Annotated in this window: 14 protein-coding genes and 1 pseudogene; 11 read left to right on the top strand and 4 right to left on the bottom strand. The window is 74.2% G+C overall.

The window, feature by feature from the left end:
* The first annotated feature begins 87 nt into the window (after nucleotides 1–87).
* The 6 genes from ACH4K1_RS21670 (at nucleotide 88) to ACH4K1_RS21645 (ending at nucleotide 6,904) form a co-directional block, all read left to right on the top strand.
* Entirely contained in the window at nucleotides 88–1,431 is a 1,344-nt protein-coding gene (locus tag ACH4K1_RS21670) for a hemolysin family protein (RefSeq protein WP_398090903.1), read from the top strand.
* Nucleotides 1,428–2,447: a hemolysin family protein gene (locus tag ACH4K1_RS21665; protein WP_398090902.1), complete on the top strand. Its 1,020-nt coding sequence runs from the start codon at nucleotides 1,428–1,430 to the stop codon at nucleotides 2,445–2,447. The genes ACH4K1_RS21670 and ACH4K1_RS21665 overlap by 4 nt, the downstream gene beginning before the upstream one ends.
* Nucleotides 2,448–2,525: 78 nt before the next feature.
* Nucleotides 2,526–3,395 (top strand): SGNH/GDSL hydrolase family protein, encoded by an 870-nt coding sequence (locus ACH4K1_RS21660; RefSeq protein WP_398090901.1) that lies wholly within the window; start codon nucleotides 2,526–2,528, stop codon nucleotides 3,393–3,395.
* Nucleotides 3,396–3,515: 120 nt separating this feature from the next.
* Nucleotides 3,516–4,958 carry an adenylosuccinate lyase gene (gene purB / locus ACH4K1_RS21655; RefSeq protein WP_398090900.1) on the top strand — a complete coding sequence of 481 codons (1,443 nt, stop codon included), beginning with the start codon at nucleotides 3,516–3,518 and terminating at the stop codon, nucleotides 4,956–4,958.
* Between the two features lie 36 nt (nucleotides 4,959–4,994).
* Nucleotides 4,995–5,591 (top strand): G/U mismatch-specific DNA glycosylase, encoded by a 597-nt coding sequence (gene mug / locus ACH4K1_RS21650; protein ID WP_398090899.1) that lies wholly within the window; start codon nucleotides 4,995–4,997, stop codon nucleotides 5,589–5,591.
* 155 nt (nucleotides 5,592–5,746) lie between these two features.
* Nucleotides 5,747–6,904, top strand: a complete 1,158-nt coding sequence (locus ACH4K1_RS21645) for an ROK family protein (protein WP_398090898.1) — start codon at nucleotides 5,747–5,749, stop codon at nucleotides 6,902–6,904.
* A gap of 124 nt (nucleotides 6,905–7,028) precedes the next feature.
* Here ACH4K1_RS21645 and ACH4K1_RS21640 read toward each other — a convergent pair whose 3' ends face one another.
* Complete coding sequence (locus tag ACH4K1_RS21640) at nucleotides 7,029–7,799, bottom strand: GntR family transcriptional regulator (protein ID WP_398090897.1); 771 nt, start codon at nucleotides 7,797–7,799, stop codon at nucleotides 7,029–7,031.
* Between the two features lie 276 nt (nucleotides 7,800–8,075).
* Complete coding sequence (gene sigJ, locus ACH4K1_RS21635; protein ID WP_398090896.1) at nucleotides 8,076–8,960, bottom strand: RNA polymerase sigma factor SigJ; 885 nt, start codon at nucleotides 8,958–8,960, stop codon at nucleotides 8,076–8,078.
* Nucleotides 8,961–9,083: 123 nt separating this feature from the next.
* Here sigJ and ACH4K1_RS21630 point away from each other — a divergent pair, with 123 nt between their 5' ends.
* Nucleotides 9,084–9,914 (top strand): alpha/beta fold hydrolase, encoded by an 831-nt coding sequence (locus tag ACH4K1_RS21630; RefSeq protein WP_398090895.1) that lies wholly within the window; start codon nucleotides 9,084–9,086, stop codon nucleotides 9,912–9,914.
* A 108-nt stretch (nucleotides 9,915–10,022) separates the two neighbouring features.
* On the opposite strand, the pseudogene ACH4K1_RS21625 reads toward ACH4K1_RS21630, so the two are convergent.
* Nucleotides 10,023–10,865: pseudogene (locus ACH4K1_RS21625) on the bottom strand (EamA family transporter); the annotation flags it as partial.
* A gap of 47 nt (nucleotides 10,866–10,912) precedes the next feature.
* Between ACH4K1_RS21625 and ACH4K1_RS21620 the strand changes: the two are divergent.
* The 3 genes from ACH4K1_RS21620 (at nucleotide 10,913) to ACH4K1_RS21610 (ending at nucleotide 15,684) form a co-directional block, all read left to right on the top strand.
* Complete coding sequence (locus ACH4K1_RS21620) at nucleotides 10,913–12,370, top strand: PLP-dependent aminotransferase family protein (protein WP_398090894.1); 1,458 nt, start codon at nucleotides 10,913–10,915, stop codon at nucleotides 12,368–12,370.
* A 145-nt stretch (nucleotides 12,371–12,515) separates the two neighbouring features.
* A complete protein-coding gene (locus ACH4K1_RS21615) occupies nucleotides 12,516–14,117 on the top strand; it encodes an alkaline phosphatase D family protein (protein WP_398090893.1) in 1,602 nt (533 codons plus the stop codon).
* A 148-nt stretch (nucleotides 14,118–14,265) separates the two neighbouring features.
* Nucleotides 14,266–15,684: a GNAT family N-acetyltransferase gene (locus ACH4K1_RS21610; protein ID WP_398090992.1), complete on the top strand. Its 1,419-nt coding sequence runs from the start codon at nucleotides 14,266–14,268 to the stop codon at nucleotides 15,682–15,684.
* On the opposite strand, the gene ACH4K1_RS21605 is transcribed toward ACH4K1_RS21610, so the two are convergent.
* Complete coding sequence (locus ACH4K1_RS21605; RefSeq protein WP_398090892.1) at nucleotides 15,617–16,831, bottom strand: trans-sulfuration enzyme family protein; 1,215 nt, start codon at nucleotides 16,829–16,831, stop codon at nucleotides 15,617–15,619. The genes ACH4K1_RS21610 and ACH4K1_RS21605 overlap by 68 nt on opposite strands.
* 59 nt (nucleotides 16,832–16,890) lie before the next feature.
* On the opposite strand from ACH4K1_RS21605, the gene ACH4K1_RS21600 reads away from it, so the two are divergent.
* The gene (locus tag ACH4K1_RS21600; RefSeq protein ID WP_398090891.1) at nucleotides 16,891–17,370 is read left to right on the top strand and encodes an Lrp/AsnC family transcriptional regulator; all 480 of its coding nucleotides are present in this window, start codon (nucleotides 16,891–16,893) and stop codon (nucleotides 17,368–17,370) included.
* Nucleotides 17,371–17,372: the final 2 nt, after the last annotated feature.

Below are 17,372 nucleotides of genomic sequence, written 5' to 3'. Positions count from 1 at the left end.
CGAGCCTCCCAGCAGCCGATTCCCCCGGCGCCGCCGACACCGCGCGGCCCCCGTCCCTCTGCCCGATCATGGGACGGAGGTGAACCGATGACCGAAGTGCTTCTGCTGCTCATCGCCCTGCTGCTCTGCGTCGCCTGCGGCGCGTTCGTCGCGGCGGAGTTCTCGCTGACCACGGTGGAGCGCAGCGAACTCGAACGGGCCGTCGAACAGGGCGACCGGGGCGCTTCGAGCGCGCTCAAGGCCGTCCGCGGCCTCACCTTCCAGCTCTCCGGGGCCCAGCTCGGCATCACCGTCACCAACCTGGTGATCGGCATGCTCTCCGAACCGTCCATCGCCGCGCTGATCCGCGGCCCCGTCGAGGCGGCGGGGCTGCCTCCCGCCGCGGCGTCCACCCTGGCGCTCGTCATCGGCACGGGGCTGTCCACGGTGGTCCTGATGGTCGTCGGCGAGCTGGTCCCGAAGAACTGGGCGATCTCCTCCCCGCTGGCCGTGGCCAAGGCGGTGGCCACCCCTCAGCGGGTGTTCACCGCGGTGTTCCGGCCCTTCATCGGCCATCTCAACAACACCGCCAACCGGATCGTGCGCCGCTTCGGCCTGGAGCCGACCGAGGAGCTGGCCTCCGCCCGCAGCCCGCAGGAGCTGGTGGCGCTGGCCCGGCACTCGGCGAAGGAGGGGGCGCTGGAGGCGGACACGGCCGAACTGTTCGTCCGTACGCTGAACCTCTCGGAGCTGACCGCGGAGAACGTGATGACACCGCGCGTCCAGGTGACCGCGCTCGACGTGCACGCCACGGCCGAGGACGTCGCCAACGCCACCCGGGCGACCGGCCTGTCCCGCTTCCCCGTCTACCGGGACGGTCTGGACACCGTGGTCGGGGTGGCCCACATCAAGGACGTCCTGGCGGTCCCCGCCGACCGCCGCCCCCGCACCCGCGTCTCGGAGCTGCTGCGCGAGCCCCTGCTCGTGCCGGAGACGCTGACCGTGGACAAGCTGCTGGACCGGTTGTCCGGCAAGCTCGCCATGGCCGTGGTGATCGACGAGTACGGCGGTACGGCCGGGGTCGTGACGCTGGAGGACATCGTGGAGGAAGTCGTCGGCGAGGTCCGCGACGAGCACGATCCGCACGAGACGCCCGACCTCGCCGCCGCCGGCGAGGACGCGGACGGCCGCGCCCTGTGGTCGGCCGACGGAGCGGCGCGCACCGACCAGCTCCGCCGGATCGGGCTGCGGGTGCCGGACGGGCCCTACGAGACCCTCGCGGGGCTGGTCGCCGCGGAGCTGGGCCGGATTCCCACGGCCGACGACAGCGTCGAGCTGGAGGGGTGGCGGATCGACGTGGTGGACGCCTCGGGCCGCCGGGCGGCGCGGGCGCTGCTGCACGCCCCGGTGCCGGGACCGGGACCCGAGGACGGAACGGAGGACGGGCGGTGATCGCTCTCCAGCTCTTCATCGGCCTGCTCACGCTGGTCGCCAACGCGTTCTTCGTCGGGGCGGAGTTCGCCCTGATCTCGGTGCGCCGCAGCCAGATCGAGCCGGGGGCGGAGGCCGGGGACCGGCGGGCCCGCAGTGTCATCTGGGGCCTGGAGCACGTCTCCGCGCTGCTCGCCGCCGCCCAGCTCGGCATCACGCTCTGCACCCTGGTGCTGGGCATCGTCGCAGAGCCGGCCATCGCGCATCTGCTGGAGCCGGTCTTCGACGCGGTCGGCGTACCGCACGGGCTGGTGCATCCGCTGTCGTTCGTCATCGCGCTGGGCGTGGCGACCTATCTGCACATGCTGCTGGGCGAGATGGTCCCCAAGAACATCGCCCTGGCGGAACCCGCGCGCAGCGCCCTGCTGCTGGGCCCGCCCCTGGTGGCGATGGCCCGTGCCCTGCGGCCCGTGATCTTCACCATCAACGCGTTCGCCAACGCCCTGCTCAAGCTGTTGCGGGTGGAGACGAAGGACGAGGTGTCCGCGACCTTCTCGGACGACGAGCTGGCCAGGATGGTGCAGGACGCCGGGGCCGCCGGGCTGGTCGACGACCGCTCGGCGCAGCGCCTCCGCCACGCCCTGGAGCTGGGCCGCCGACCGGTGCGGGACGTGGTGATGCCGGTCGACCGGGTGCTGTACGCCAAGGTCGGCACCACTCCGGAGGAGCTGGAGCGGCTGTCGTCCGAGTCCGGGTTCTCCCGCTTCCCGGTGATGGACCGCGAGCAGCGCATCCTCGGCTACCTCCACGTGAAGGACGCCCTGGACGCGGCCCCCCGCGACGTCCCCTTCCCGGTGTCGGCGCTGCGGCCGATCGCCCGCGTCCGGGCGTCGACCCCGCTGGACGACGTACTGACCGCGCTGCGCCGCAGCCGGACCCATCTGGCGGCCGTGCTCGACGACGACGGGCGGCTGGCCGGCATGGTCACCATGGAGGACGTGCTGCGCGAACTCGTCGGGCGGCCCGGCTCCCGCTGACCCCCTCCCCCGGCCCCTCCGGCCCGTTCCGGCTCTCGCCGGGCGGGCCGGAGGGGCGAGAGGTAGGATCTCCGGGCCATGGAACCGAATGCCTCCTACACCAGTTTCGTCGCGGTCGGCGACTCCTTCACCGAGGGCATGTCGGACCTGCTCCCCGACGGCACGTACCGGGGCTGGGCCGACGTCCTCGCCTCCCGGCTGGCGGCCCGTTCCCCCGGTTTCCGGTACGCGAACCTCGCCGTACGCGGAAAGCTCATCGGCCAGATCGTGGACGAGCAGGTGGAGACGGCGGCCGCGCTCCGGCCCGATGTGGTCACGCTCGTCGGCGGGCTCAACGACACGCTGCGCCCGAAGTGCGACATGGCCATGGTCAGGGGGCGGCTCGAAGAAGCCGTGGAGCGGCTCGCGCCCTCCTGCGAGCAGCTGGTGCTGATGCGCAGCCCCGGGCGCAGCGGGCCGGTGTTCGACCGGTTCCGACCCCGGATGGAGGCGTTGTTCGCCCTGATCGACGATCTGGCCGGGCAGCACGGGGCGGTCGTGGTGGACCTCTACTCCGCGCCCTCGCTCGCCGACCCCCGGATGTGGGACGTCGACCGGCTGCACCTCACCGCCGAAGGGCACCGGCGCGTCGCCGAGGCCGTCTGGCAGGCCCTGGGGCTGCCGGCCGAGCTGGACTGGCGTACGCCGATGCCCGCCGGCGCACCGCCGCGCTGGGCGTCCCGGCGCACCGAGGACATCCGCTTCGCCCGTCAGCACCTGGCTCCCTGGATCGGGCGGCGGCTCACCGGCCGCTCCTCCGGCGACGGGCGCCGGGGCGCGCAGGTCGACGCCGCGACGGGCCGGGCCTTCTGGATCACGCCCGCGGACCCGGAGAACCCGGGCCCGGTGACGGGATGGCGGCGTGCCGTCTCCCCCGGCGCCGAGGTGGGCGCCGGGGAGGCGGGCTGAGCCGGGCGCCGGTCCGCCGCCCCTCGCCGCCCCCACCGCTCCTCGTCCCGCGCCTTCGTAGCAAGCCACAACCCGGGGCGCGGCGTCGGCCTGCACGAACCGCCAGTAGAATCCGTCCACGTGAACGCCGTCTCTGCGAAGCCTCGCATCCCCAACGTCCTGGCCGGCCGCTACGCCTCCGCGGAGCTGGCCGTCCTCTGGTCCCCCGAGCAGAAGGTGAAGCTGGAACGCCGGCTGTGGCTGGCGGTGCTGCGCGCTCAGAAGGACCTCGGGATCGAGGTGCCCGACGCGGCGCTGGCCGACTACGAGCGCGTGCTCGACCAGGTGGACCTCGTCTCGATCGCCGAGCGCGAGAAGGTCACCCGGCACGATGTGAAGGCCCGGATCGAGGAGTTCAACGCCCTCGCCGGCCATGAGCAGGTCCACAAGGGCATGACCTCCCGGGACCTGACGGAGAACGTCGAGCAGTTGCAGATCCGGCTCTCGCTGGAGCTGGTGCGCGACCGCTCGGTCGCCGTGCTCGCCCGGCTCGGCAAGCTCGCGGCGGAGTACCGCGAGCTGGTGATCGCCGGACGTTCGCACAACGTCGCCGCCCAGGCGACGACGCTGGGCAAGCGCTTCGCGACCGCGGCCGACGAGCTGCTGGTCGCCCACGGCCGCTTGGAGGACCTGCTCTCCCGCTACCCGCTGCGCGGGATCAAGGGCCCGGTCGGCACGGCGCAGGACATGCTGGACCTGCTCGGCGGCGACGCGGGCAAGCTCGCCGAGCTGGAGCAGCGCATCGCCGCGCACCTGGGCTTCACCGAGGCCTTCACCTCGGTCGGCCAGGTCTACCCCCGCTCCCTCGACTACGACGTGGTCACCGCCCTGGTGCAGCTCGCCGCGGCGCCCTCCTCGGTGGCCAAGACCGTCCGGCTGATGGCCGGCCACGAGCTGGTGACCGAGGGCTTCAAGCCCGGCCAGGTCGGCTCGTCCGCGATGCCGCACAAGATGAACACGCGCTCCTGCGAGCGGGTGAACGGCCTGATGGTGATCCTGCGCGGCTACGCCTCGATGACCGGCGAGCTGGCGGGCGACCAGTGGAACGAGGGCGACGTGTCCTGCTCCGTCGTCCGCCGGGTGGCCCTCCCGGACGCGTTCTTCGCCCTCGACGGCCTGCTGGAGACCTTCCTGACGGTGCTGGACGAGTTCGGCGCGTTCCCCGCGGTCGTGGCGCGCGAACTGGACCGCTACCTTCCGTTCCTCGCGACCACCAAGGTCCTGATGGGCGCCGTACGGGCCGGGGTGGGCCGCGAGGTGGCGCACGAGGCGATCAAGGAGAACGCGGTCGCCTCCGCCCTCGCCATGCGGGAGCAGGGCGCCGAGCGCAACGAGCTGCTGGACAAGCTCGCCGCGGACGAGCGGATTCCACTGGACCGGGCGCAGTTGGACGAGCTGATGGCCGACAAGCTCTCGTTCACGGGCGCGGCCGGCGACCAGGTGGCCTCGGTGGTCGCCCGGATCGAGGAGATCGCCGAGCGGTACCCCGAGGCCGCGGGGTACACCCCCGGCTCGATCCTGTGACCGGGACCGCCCCCGTCGCCTGACCTCCGAGGCCGTATGACCCCCGAAGAGCTGAACGCCGCCCGCGGCCGCATCGTCCCCGATGTGGTCGCGGACGGTCTGCGCGTGCTCTTCTGCGGCATCAACCCCAGCCTGACGGCCGCGGTGACGGGCCACCACTTCGCCCACCCGGGGAACAGGTTCTGGCCGGTCCTGCACCGCTCGGGGTTCACGCCCCGGCAGCTGCACCCCTCGGAGCAGGCCGAGTTGCTCGGGCTGGGACTCGGCATCACCAACGTGGTGGCGCGGGCCACGGCCCGCGCCGACGAGCTGGAGGCGGAGGAGTTCCGCCGGGGCGGGGCCGCCCTGGAGGCGAAGGTCGAACGGCTCGCGCCGCGGTGGCTCGCGGTGGTGGGCATCACCGCCTACCGCACGGCGTTCGGGGAGCCCCGGGCCCGCATCGGCCCCCAGGACCGCACGGTCGGCGGCGCCCGCGTGTGGGCGCTCCCCAACCCCAGCGGCCTCAACGCCCACTGGACGGTGGCGACCATGGCCGAGGAGTACGGCCGCCTCCGGAACGCCGTGTCCGAGGACGCCGCGTCCACCCCGTCCCCGGGCGGCCGGCCCGCCGCCGGGCCGCACCGCCCCGGCTGAGCGTCCGGCCGGTCCCCCGGGCTCCCGCGCGCCGGAGCCCCCTGTTCGGGGCCGCCCCAGGTTGCGGCTCGATACCGGCTTTTCCGGCTGCTCGCAGGGCACACGACCAGCGAGTACGATCCGGCAGACATGCGCACGAGCTGGGAGGACATACCGTGGGTCGGCTGACCGGTGGGGACCCGTCCCTGTTGCGGCGGATCAATTCAGCGGTGGTGCTGCACGCCCTGAGAGGGGCCGGCGCGCTGACGCTGACCGACCTCACGCAGCTCACCGGGCTCTCCCGGCCCACGGTCGAAGGGGTCGTCGAGGGGTTGTTCGACGCCGGTCTCGTGGTCGAGGCCGCGCCCGACGAGAGCGAGGCACGGCGTCAGGGACGCCCCGCGCGGAGGTTCCGCTTCCGGGCGGAGGCGGGGCATCTCCTCGGGGTGGAGATCGGCCCGCACCGGGTGTCGGCGCTCATCTCGGGGCTCGACGGGCGGATCGTCGGGGCCGGCTCCCGGACGGTGTCGGAGACGGCCGGCGCGGACGACCGGCTCGACCAGGTCCGGGCCGTCATCGCGGACGTGCTGCGCCGCACCGGGGTGGCCCGGAGCACTCTGCGCGCGGTCGGTGTGGGCAGCCCCGGCATCGTGGAGGCCGACGGCACCGTACGGCTGGGCACGGCGCTGCCGGACTGGACCGGCCTCGCGCTCGGGGAGCGGCTGCGCCGTTCGTTCCGCTGCCCGGTGCTCGTGGAGAACGACGCCAACGCCGCCGCCGTGGCGGAGCACTGGAAGGGCGCCGCCATGGGGACCGATGACGTCGTCTTCGTGCTGGCGGGGCTGAGCCCGGGCGCGGGATCCCTGATCGGGGGGCGGCTGCACCGGGGGTTCGGCGGGGCCGCCGGGGAGATCGGCGCCCTGCACCTGCTGGGCCGGGAGGTGACTCCGGAGCACCTGCTGTCGACGACGGACACCCCGCTGGATCCGCTGGACGAGCAGGCGGTGGCCGCGGTGTTCGCCAAGGCCCGGCAGGGCGACGCGAGGGCCCGGGCTGCGGTCGACCGGTTCCTCCAGCGGCTGGTGCACGATGTGGCGGCGCTGGTGCTGGCGCTCGACCCGGAGCTGGTCGTGGTCGGCGGCTGGGCCGCCGGACTGGACGGGGTGCTGGAGCCCCTCCGCAGGGAGCTGGCCCGCTACTGCCTGCGCCCGCCCCGGGTGACGCTGTCCCTGCTCGGGGAGGCCGCCGTCGCGACGGGTGCGCTGCGGCTCGCCCTCGACCATGTCGAGGAGGAGCTGTTCGCCGTCGAGGGGGCGGTGACCGCCCGGCGTTGAGCACGGGCGGGGCTCTCGTCGCCCACCGCTGAGCACGGGCTCCGGGGCGCGACGCGCGCGCCCGCCGCTCCTCGGCGGCGGAACCGTCGGAAGCGGCGGGCGGGGGCCGGGCGGGCCGGGGGCGTCAGGACGCCTGGCGCTCGGGCTGCCCGTCGTGGCTGATCTCCAGCGCGCCGGAGTCCCCGAAGGTGAGCCGGCAGGTGTCCGCGCGGTAGGTGGCGACGGAGACGGCCGCCGTCCCGTCCGCGGTGAGGTAGCGGGTGGTGACGACGAGGACGGGGGCGCCGGGGAGCCGGTCCAGCTCCTTGGCGTCGTCCGCCCGCGCGGAGCCGAGCTCCACGGAGCGGTCCTGGCCCTGCAGGCCGATCCGGTGCAGCTCGCGCAGGACGCCGCGGGCCCGCACCGGGCCGGACGGCGCCTCGATGGCGGAGAGGTCGGGCACGGAGGAGGCGGGGATGTAGAGCAGCTCCGCCGCCACCACCTGGCCCTGGGTGTCACGGATGCGGCGCACCACGTGCACCGGTTCGGCGGGGTCCGTTCCCAGCATCGCGGCGACCGGTGCGGGGGCCTGGGCCATGGTGCTGTCGACCGGCTGCCACGCCTCGCCGCCCACGTCGCCCGCCCACTCGCGCTGGGCGGTGGAGACGGCGACGCCCATGCGCGGCGGGGCGACGGTCGTGCCGACGCCGCGGCGGCGCTGCAGCCGGCCTTCCAGCTCGAGCTGCTCCAGGGCCTGCCGGAGCGTGGCGCGGGCGACACCGAACCGTGCCGCGAGGTCCCGCTCGTTCGGCAGGATCTCCCCCACCGCAAAGTCCGAGTCGAGTGCCTCACTGAGCACGGTCTTGAGGTGCCAGTACTTCGGCTCCTGCACCGATTCCAGCTGCGTGGTCCCCACCCTGATCCTCCGCAATCGCCCAGCGTCTGTTCCGCGACGTTATTTATTAAAGGTTCCTGCCTTAAGTGGAGACCCTAGGACGGCATACCCCCTTGGTCAAGACCAATACTTATTCCGTAACGGAACGAAACGGAACTCTGGCGCAGAGCGTTCACGCGACGTTCGCGCCGCCGTGAGGTGCGCGCAGCACGAAGCCCCGCCGCCACGGGGGGCGGCAGGGCTTCGACCAGGGGCTCGGCGGATCCGCGCGGCCGGCGGGGGCGGCGGGGTCCGCGACTACGCGAAGGACAATCCGGCGAGCTTGTCCGGGTTGCGAATGATATAGGCGCATTGAATGACACCTTGGCCGACTTCGATCTGAAAGACGGTGTCGGGCTTCCCTCCGACGAAGAAGACCGCGGCGGGGGCGCCGTTGAGCTCCACGATGCGGACCTCCCCGTCGGGGCCGAACTCCCCCGCCACCGCGAAGAGGAAGCGGCCGACCTTGTCGGCGGTCTCGATGATCCGCCGCGGAGCCTTCGCCTTGCCGCCGCTGTCGCTGACGAGCCGGACGCCCGGGGCCAGGAGTTCGAGCAGGGGTTCGATGCCGTCCCCGGAGGCGGCGGCCAGGAAGCGTTCGGTGAGGTCGCGCCGCTCGGCCGGGTCCACGTCGTAGCGGGGCTTGCGCTCCTCCACGTGCCGCCGGGCCCGGCCGCCGAGCTGCCGGACGGCCGCCTCGGTACGGTCCAGGGCGCGAGCGATCTCGGCGTACGGGAAGCCGAACGCCTCCCGGAGCACGAACACCGCGCGCTCCAGCGGCGAGAGCGATTCGAGGACGACCAGGACGGCGAGGGAGACGGAGTCGGCGAGGACGGCGCGTTCCGCGGTGTCGGGCACGGCGGGGCCGAAGTCCGTGACCAGCGGCTCCGGCAGCCACGGCCCCGGGTACGCCTCCTGACGGGAGCGGAGGTGGCGGAGCCGGTCGATGGCCAGCCGGGTGGTGATCCGCACCAGGTACGCCCGCGGCTCGCGGACGTCCTCGCGGTCCGCCGCCGACCACCTCAGCCACGCCTCCTGGACCACGTCCTCGGCATCGGCCACCCGGCCGAGCATGCGGTAGGCGACGCCGATGAGAACGGGTCGGTGTTCTTCGAAGAGGTCGGTCGCGGCGTCGGTGGTCATCGCTCCATTCCAGCCCACGGCCCAGCCGCCGTCCAGCGGGAAACGCCCCTGCCCCTTGAACTACAAGCTACCCGGCGGTAATTGTTGTTGACGAGATGTCTACCCACCCCAGGGAGCAGCACCATGACGACCACGGCCTCCTTCACCGTCGCGACGACCGCAGGCCCCCGCCGGGTCGCGGTCGCCTACGAACGGACCGGCTCGGGTGAACCGGTGCTGCTCCTGCACGGGATCGGGCACCACCTGCGGGCATGGGATCCGGTGTCCCGCATCCTGGCCGCCGAGCGCGAGGTGATAGCCGTGGACCTGCCCGGCTTCGGCGCCTCGCCCGCGCTGCCGGACGGAGTCCCCTACGATCTCCCGACCGTCGGCGCGGTGCTCGGGGCGTTCTGCGCCGAACTCGGCCTGGACCGCCCCCACGTGGCGGGGAACTCCCTGGGCGGCCTGCTCGCGCTGGAGCTCGGCCGCACCGGCCTGGTGCGGTCGGTGACCGCGCTCTCCCCGGCGGGCTTCTGGAACGAGCCCGAACGCCGGTACGCCTTCGGCACGCTGCGGGCGATGCGCCGGGCCGCGCTGGCGATGCCGGTGCCGCTGATCGAACGCCTGTCGCGCAGCGCGGCCGGCCGGGCGGCTCTCACCAGCACCATCTACGCCCGGCCCGGCAGGCGTTCACCGCAGGCCGTCGTCGCCGAGACGCTCGCCCTGCGCGAGGCGACCGGCTTTCACGCCACGATGGCGGCCGGCCGCGGCGCGCCCTTCGACCTGAACGTGAAGGGCGTCCCCGTCACCGTCGCCTGGGGCACCGGCGACCGGATACTGCTGCGCAGGCAGGGGATCCGCGCCAAGCGGGCGCTCCCGGAGGCCCGGCTCGTCCGGCTGCCCGGCTGCGGGCACGTCCCGATGAACGACGATCCCGCCCTGGTGTCCCGCGTCATCCTGGACACCAGCCGCTGACCCCGGCCGCCGGACCGGTCGGCCGGTGCGCCGGGTCGCGGCGGCGGGACGGCGGCTCGCGGCGGCGGGGCGGCGGCCGAGGACGCCGGAACCGTACGCCACACCGGCCCCGACCAGGAGGCTCCCCGCGCCCTGGGCGAGGCCGTACGTCCCGGCCCCGGCCAGGGGTGCGGTGAGGGCGGCGGAGACCGGGATCAACCCGGAGAAGAGGGTGGCCCGTTCGGCCCCGATGCGCTGGATCCCGCTGTACCAGCAGACGAACCCGACCACGGTGACGACGGCGGCCTGCCACAGCAGCGCCGCCGCCTCGCCGCCGGTCGGAACCCGCAGGAACGAACCGCCGTCCATCAGCACACCGAGCAGCGCCGCCTCGGCGGCGGCGACGCCGCACACCGTCGCGGAGAGCAGCTTCGCGCCGAGCGGCCGCAGCACGGGGACGGCGAGGACCGCGAAGCCGACCTCTCCGCCGAGCGCGCCGACCGAGAACAGCACGCCCGCCAGGTCGGTTCGCCCCCAGCCCTGGACGGTGAACGCCCCGACGGCGACGAGTCCGGCCGCGTACAGCGTGAGGCGGGTCGGGCGACGGCGCTCCAGCAGCGGGACGAGCACCCCGACCACGATGGGCGCACAGCCGACGAGGACCCCCGGAACGGCTGGCTCCGCCGACTGCTCGGCCGCCAGGACGGCCAGGTTGAACCCGACCATGCCCACGGCGGCGAGCAGCGCGATCCGCCCCCACTGGCGGCGGGTCAGGCGCCGGAGCCGTTCGGTGACGGAGTCGGGGCCGCCCCGCAGGAAGGGGACGAGCAGGAGCGCGGCGAGCGCGTAGCGGAGGGCCTGGCCGCCCGCGAACGGATAGTCGCCGAGCACGCTGTTGGCGGTGAAGGACGCCCCCACCAGCACACACGCGAAGGCCGCGAGAAGGGCTCCGCGCAGAGAGGTTGTGTTCATGGGGGCGACGCTAGGGTCGCCGCCGGTCCGGTTTAAGGTCCACTTCCATGACGTCTTCGGGGACCAATGCGCGCCGCTCCTCGGCGGAACCCCTCTCTCCGGCCTGGGAGTTGCTGCTGCCCGCCGCTGCCGCTCCGGCGCGCGGGCGGGGGCGCGCGCTCCGGTCCGCGCTCCGTGAGGCGGTGCGCTCGGGCCGCCTCGCGGCCGGCACCCGGCTGCCTGCCAGCCGGGAGCTCGCCGCCGATCTGGGGGTGTCGCGCGGGCTGGTCACCGAGGCGTACGAGCAGCTCACCGCCGAGGGGTATCTGCGGAGCGGGCGGGGCGCGGGCACCTGGGTGAGCGACGGCGTACGCGCGGCGGAGCATCCCGTGCGCGACCGTGCGCCGCGTGCGGCGGGCGCGCGGTACGACTTCCGGCCCGGCACCCCCGACCTGTCCCTCTTCCCGCGCAGCGCGTGGAGCGCCGCCCAGCGGACGGTGTCCGGCCGGCTGCCGCACCGCGCACTGGGCTACCCCGACCCGCGCGGGCTGCCGGAGCTGCGCGAGGCGCTGGCCGGGCTGCTGGCCCGGCGCCGGGGCGTGGTGGCCGATCCGGAGCGTCTGGTGGTCTGCTCGGGGGTGGCGCAGGCGACGACCCTGCTCGGCTTCGTGCTCCGGGACGAGGGCGTGGCCTCGGTCGGGGTGGAGGACCCGGGCAGCCCGGAGCACGCGACGCTGTTCGCGGCGACCGGTCTGGACACGGTCCCGCTCCCCCTCGACGACGACGGCCTCGCCCTCGCGCCCCTGGAGCGCTCCGGCGTGCGCGCGGTGGTGACCACCCCCGCGCACCAGTTCCCCACCGGCATCGGGTACTCCGCGCGGCGCCGCGGCGCGTTGCTGGACTGGGCGCGGAGAGCGGACGCCGTGATCATGGAGGACGACTACGACGGGGACTTCCGCTACGACCGGGAGCCGGTGGGCGCCCTGCAGGGGCTGGACCCCGAGCGGGTCGTCTACACCGGGTCCGTGAGCAAGTCGCTCGCTCCCGGCCTGCGGCTCGGCTGGCTGGTCGCCCCCGCCGCGCTCACCGAGCGGGTCGTCGCCCGCAAGCGGACCATGGACCTCGGCAACCCGGTGCTCGACCAGGCGACCCTGGCCGACTTCATCGTGCGCGGCGGCTACGACCGGCAGTTGCGGCGCTGCCAACGGGCCTACCGGGAGCGGCGGGACGCGATGGTGGCCGCCCTCGACGAGCACTTCCCCGGCTCGGCGGTCAGCGGCATCGCGGCGGGGCTGCACGTCATCGCCCGGCTGCCCGCCCGGTACGGCCCCGAAGACCTCTTCCTGGAGCGGGCGGCCTCGGCGGGCATCGCGCTGCGGCCGCTGCGCGACTGCGGAACGGCCGGCTCCGGGGACGGCGCCCTGCCGCTCGTCCTGGGGTACGCGCACCTCGCCCCCGCCGACATCGCCCGGGGCGTCGCGGCGTTGGCGGCGGCGGTGCGTTCCGGCCGGCCCGCCCCCGGCTGACCGGCCGGCCCCGGAGGACGGGCGCCGTTCATCCGGGGTTGGGGCTCCGGCCTCCGCGGGGCGCTAGGCATGGGCCGAGACCGGCGCCGGTCCGCGGTCCTCCCGCGAACGGCGCACCGCCCGACCACCGCCCCGGAGGCGCTTCGTGTCCTACCGTCCGCTCCGTCCGCTCCGCCCCCGTCTCCCCTCGCCCGGCCGCCGCGCCGTCCTGCGCGGCTCGCTGATCGCCCCGGCGGCGGTCGCCCTCACGCCCGCGGCCTCCTCGGCGGCCCCCGCGCTGCACCTGGCGGGGCGCCCCGAGGCGTCCTGGGGTGTGCAGGTGGGCGGCGTCACCTCGTCGTCGGCGCTGGTGTGGGTGCGCTCGGACCGGCCCGCCCGGATGCTGGTGGAGACCTCGGCGACCGAGTCGTTCCGGCGGGCGCGCCGGTGGTACGGACCGTCGATCGGCCCCGGAACGGACTTCACCGGCACCACCCCGCTGTACGGGCTCCCCCCGGGCGAGCAGGTGCACTACCGCGTGACGCTCGTCGATCCGGCCGATCCGCGCCGTACCGGAAAACCGGTCTACGGGACGTTCCGCACCGCTCCGGCCCGGCGCCGCTCCGGGGTGCGGTTCCTGTGGTCGGGCGATATCGCGGGGCAGGGCTGGGGCATCAACCCGGAGACCGGCGGCTACCGGGTGTACGAGGAGATGCGCCGGCTGGACCCGGACTTCTTCCTGTGCAGCGGCGACAGCGTCTACGCGGACGGCCCGTTGGAGGAGAGCGTCACGCTGCCGGACGGCAGGGTCTGGCGCAACGTGGTGACCGAGGAGAAGGCCAAGGTCGCCGAGACGCTGGACGAGTACCGGGGCAACTTCCGCTACAACCTGCTCGACCACAACGTCCGCCGCTTCAACGCCCAGGTGCCCTCCGTGGTGCAGTGGGACGACCACGAAGTGCGCAACAACTGGTACCCGGGCCAGATCCTGGACGACGCCCGCTACACCGAGAAGAACGTGGACATCCTCGCGGCGCGTTCGGTGCGCGCCTTCCACGAGTACGTGCCGCTCGCGCCCTCGTACGGTTCCGGGCGGCGCTCGCGCATGTACCGGGTGGTCCACCACGGCCCGCTGCTCGACGTGTTCGTGCTCGACATGCGCTCGTACCGCAACGCCAACTCCCCCGGGCGGCAGGCCGACGACACGACGGGCATCCTCGGGGCCGAGCAGGCGCGGTGGCTGAAGCGGGCGCTCGCCGCCTCCCGGGCGGAGTGGAAGGTGATCGCCGCCGACATGCCGCTCGGGCTCGTGGTCCCGGACGGGGCGGTCGACTTCGAGGCGGTGGCGCAGGGCGACCCCGGGGCGCCGCTGGGGCGGGAGCTCCAGATCGCCGAACTGCTCCGGTTCATCAACCACCGCAGGATCACCGGCACCGTGTGGCTGACGGCGGATGTGCACTACACCTCGGCGCAGCACTACGCGCCGGAGCGGGCGGCCTTCAAGGACTTCGCCCCGTTCTGGGAGTTCGTCTCGGGCCCGCTGGCGGCGGGCGGGTTCCCGGCCAACGCGCTGGACGGAACCTTCGGCCCGGACCGGGTCTTCGTGCGGGCCCCCGAGCGGGCGAACGTCTCGCCGATGGAGTCGCCGCAGTACTTCGGGGAGGTGGAGATCGACGGCGAAAGCGCGGAGCTGACCGTGCGCCTGCGGGCCGAGGGCGGCTCGGTGCTGTTCACCAAGGTGCTCCGGCCGGGCCGCGTCGGCCAGTGAACGGCGGCGGGGGGACCGCATCAGGGTCTGACCGCAGCCGAACCCGGCCGAAAGCGACGATAGGCGAACGGATCGACCCGTAACCCATCGGTCACAAGGCGTTCGTGATCAGGCAACACCGGTCCTTCACAGTGAGGACATGACTGATGTGACCTCCGCGAAGAGCGCCCGCCGTCCGCACCACTGGCGGCGGGACCTGATCGAACTGGCCGCCCTGTTCACCGCCGTGGCCGTGGCCGACGCGATCGCCAACCTGATCGGGCACCAGCCGGACGGGCCTTTCCTGCTCATGGCGTCGGCGGTGGCGCTGGTGGCCACTGCCGCGTTCCACACGTGGTGGGCCCGGCGCCACGGTCACGCTCCGCCGCCGGATCCGGCGGGCTCCGGTCCCGGCGGCGGAGAAGCGGACGCCGGGACCGGGGCCCGGAGCGAGGCGGGGAGCGGCCGTGCCGACGGGCTCACCGGCTCGGAGGAGACCGTGCTGTGGCGGCTCCGGACGACGGTGCACGACGCCCCGGGCAGTCTGGCCGCCCTGTGCCTGGCCCTCGCCGGACTGCGGGTGGACATCCTCACCCTCCAGACGCACCCGCTGGCGCGGGGGGCCGTCGACGAGTTCCTGCTCCGGGCCCCGGCGCCGCTCCCGGCGCAGGAGCTGTCCCGGGAGGTCGCGGCCGCGGGCGGCACGTCCACCTGGATCGAGCGGGCGGACGCCCACGACCTGGTCGACACCCCGGCCCGGGTGCTGTCCCTGGCCACCCGGACGGCGCTGGACTCGGCCGAACTTCCGCTGGCCCTTCGCCAGTTGCTCGGCCGGTGCACGATCCACTCGCTGCCCGCCGTCTCCGTCACCGGCCGGGAGACCGGGCAGAGCGCCCCGGTCGAGGGCGTGCTGGAGGAGACGGTGATGCGTCTGCGCGACCCGTCCGGCGGTGTCATCTCCGTCGAGCGGCCCTACCTGCCGTTCACGCCCACCGAGTTCGCGCGGGCCCGCGCCCTGGTCGAGCTGGACGCCCGGCTCGGTCCCCGGGTGCCGCGCGGCACGGACGTCCTCACGCTGCCCGAGGGCGAGGAGATCACCGTGCGGCGCGCGGACCGCGGCGATCTCGCCGCCGCCCGCGCCCTGCACGACCGCTGCTCGCCGCGCACCCTGGGGCTGCGCTACCACGGCCCCGTCAAGGACGCCGACCGCTACCTCGACCACCTGCTCAACCCCCGCTTCGGCCGCACCCTGGCGGTGCGGACGGCTTCCGGCAAGGTGGTGGCGCTGGGCCACCTCCTGTGGGACGGGGACGAGACCGAGGTCGCCCTCCTCGTGGAGGACGAGTGGCAGCGCCGCGGCATCGGCTCCGGGCTGCTCGCCCGGCTGGTGGCGATGGCCGGGGAGGCGGGCTGCCACAGCGTGTACGCGGTGACGCAGTCCCGCAACACCGGCATGGTGGCGGCGATGCGGGGACTGGAGCTGCCCCTCGACTACCAGATCGAGGAGGGCACGCTCGTCATCACCGCCCGGCTGACGCCCGAACAGGCTGGTCGGCCTTCCGCGCCGGCGGAACGGGCCCGTCACTGAGCGCCTGGCACAGATCGGCCCACAGGTCCTCGACGTCCTCCAGACCGACCGACATCCGCAGCAGCCGGTCGCCGACGCCGGACGCCCGCCGGTCCCCCTCCTCCACGATGCGGTGGCTGATGGAGGCCGGGTGCTGGATCAGCGAGTCGACGCTGCCGAGGCTGACCGCGGGGGTGATGAGCCGTACCCCGGCGATCACCCGGTGCGGATCTCCGTACACCTCGAAGGAGACCATCGCGCCGCCGATCCGCGGGTAGTGCACGCGGGCGACCCGCGGGTCGGCGGTGAGCCTGCGGACCAGTTCGGCCGCGCTCGCCGAGGCCGCCCGGACGCGTACCGGAAGCGTGGACAGGCCGCGCAGCAGCAGATAACCGGCCAGCGGGTGCAGCACTCCGCCGGTGGCGAACCGCACCTGCCGCAGCACGGCGGCGAACTCCTCGTCGCAGGCGACCACGCCGCCCATGACGTCGCCGTGGCCGCCGAGGTACTTGGTGGCGCTGTGCAGGACGATCCGGGCCCCCTCCTCCAGGGGCCGCTGCAGGACGGGGGTGGCGAAGGTGTTGTCCACCAGCAGCGGCACGGTCCCGCAGGCGTGGGCGACGGCCCGGATGTCGATCTCGGCCAGCGTCGGGTTGGCCGGGGTCTCGATCATCACCAGCCCGGTGTCGGGGCGGATGGCGTCGGCGATGCCCGCGGGGTCGGTCCAGGTCACCTCGGTGCCCAGCAGTCCGGCGCCGAGCAGGTGGTCGCTGCAGCCGTAGAGCGGCCGGACCGCGACGACATGGCGCAGCCCCTGGCCGGCGCGGGCGAGCAGCACCGCCGACAGCGCGGCCATCCCGCTGGCGAAGGCGACGGCGCTCTCGGCGCCCTCCAGCCGGGCGAGCGCCGTCTCGAAGCGGCCCGTGGTGGGGTTGTCCAGCCGGGCGTAGACCGGCGGCCCGTCCGGACGGGCCCCGGTGGCGGCGAAGGCGTCGATCCGCATCGCCTCGGCACGCGAGTCGTAGGAGGGGTAGGTGGTGGACAGGTCGATCGGCGGGGCGTGCAGGCCGAGGGAGGCGAGGTCGTCGCGTCCGGCGTGCACGGCTTCGGTGGCGAGGGCCCTGGGCGGGGTGGCGGCAGGGGGCGTCGTCGAGACTTCGTCGTCCATGCCGTCACTCTGAACAGCTACCGGACCGTAGGGGTGAATCACCGTGCTACGTTCGCCGTATGTCCGATTCCGTCGCTCTCGATCCGGTGGACCTGCACATCCTGCGGCTGCTGCAGAACGATGCGCGGACCACGTACCGCGAGCTCGCGGCCGAGGTCGGCGTGGCGGCCTCGACGTGTCTGGACCGGGTGGCCCGGCTGCGCCGCAGCGGGGTGATCCTCGGCGATCAGCTGCGCCTCGATCCGGCGAAGCTCGGCCGGGGGCTCCAGGCGTTGCTCCTGGTCCAGGTCCGGCCGCACCGCCGGGAGTTGATCGGGCCGTTCGTCGAACGGATCAGGTCGCTGCCGGAGGCGCGGGCCTTGTTCCACCTCACCGGCCCCGACGACTACCTGGTGCAGGTGGCGGTGGCGGACGCGGCCGATCTGCAACGGCTGGTCCTGGACGAGTTCACCGCGCGCCGGGAGGTGGCCCGGGTGGACACCCGGCTGATCTTCCAGCAGTGGGAGTGCGGCCCGCTGCTGCCGCCCGCCGCGAACTGACC

The sequence above is a fragment of the Streptomyces sp. NPDC017448 genome (assembly GCF_044330565.1).
Lineage (GTDB): Bacteria > Actinomycetota > Actinomycetes > Streptomycetales > Streptomycetaceae > Streptomyces.
Note: the sequence above shows the minus strand (reverse complement) of the source record. Positions and strands in the feature narration are given on the sequence as shown.

What these genes read in the sequence shown, in the direction of transcription:
- ACH4K1_RS21660 (WP_398090901.1), top strand. Translation starts at nt 2,526, where the DNA reads ATGGAACCGAATGCCTCCTACACCAGTTTCGTCGCGGTCGGCGACTCC.
- mug (WP_398090899.1), top strand. Translation starts at nt 4,995, where the DNA reads ATGACCCCCGAAGAGCTGAACGCCGCCCGCGGCCGCATCGTCCCCGAT.
- ACH4K1_RS21670 (WP_398090903.1), top strand. Translation starts at nt 88, where the DNA reads ATGACCGAAGTGCTTCTGCTGCTCATCGCCCTGCTGCTCTGCGTCGCC.
- sigJ (WP_398090896.1), bottom strand. Translation starts at nt 8,960, where the DNA reads ATGACCACCGACGCCGCGACCGACCTCTTCGAAGAACACCGACCCGTT.
- ACH4K1_RS21600 (WP_398090891.1), top strand. Translation starts at nt 16,891, where the DNA reads ATGTCCGATTCCGTCGCTCTCGATCCGGTGGACCTGCACATCCTGCGG.
- ACH4K1_RS21620 (WP_398090894.1), top strand. Translation starts at nt 10,913, where the DNA reads ATGACGTCTTCGGGGACCAATGCGCGCCGCTCCTCGGCGGAACCCCTC.
- ACH4K1_RS21630 (WP_398090895.1), top strand. Translation starts at nt 9,084, where the DNA reads ATGACGACCACGGCCTCCTTCACCGTCGCGACGACCGCAGGCCCCCGC.
- ACH4K1_RS21605 (WP_398090892.1), bottom strand. Translation starts at nt 16,831, where the DNA reads ATGGACGACGAAGTCTCGACGACGCCCCCTGCCGCCACCCCGCCCAGG.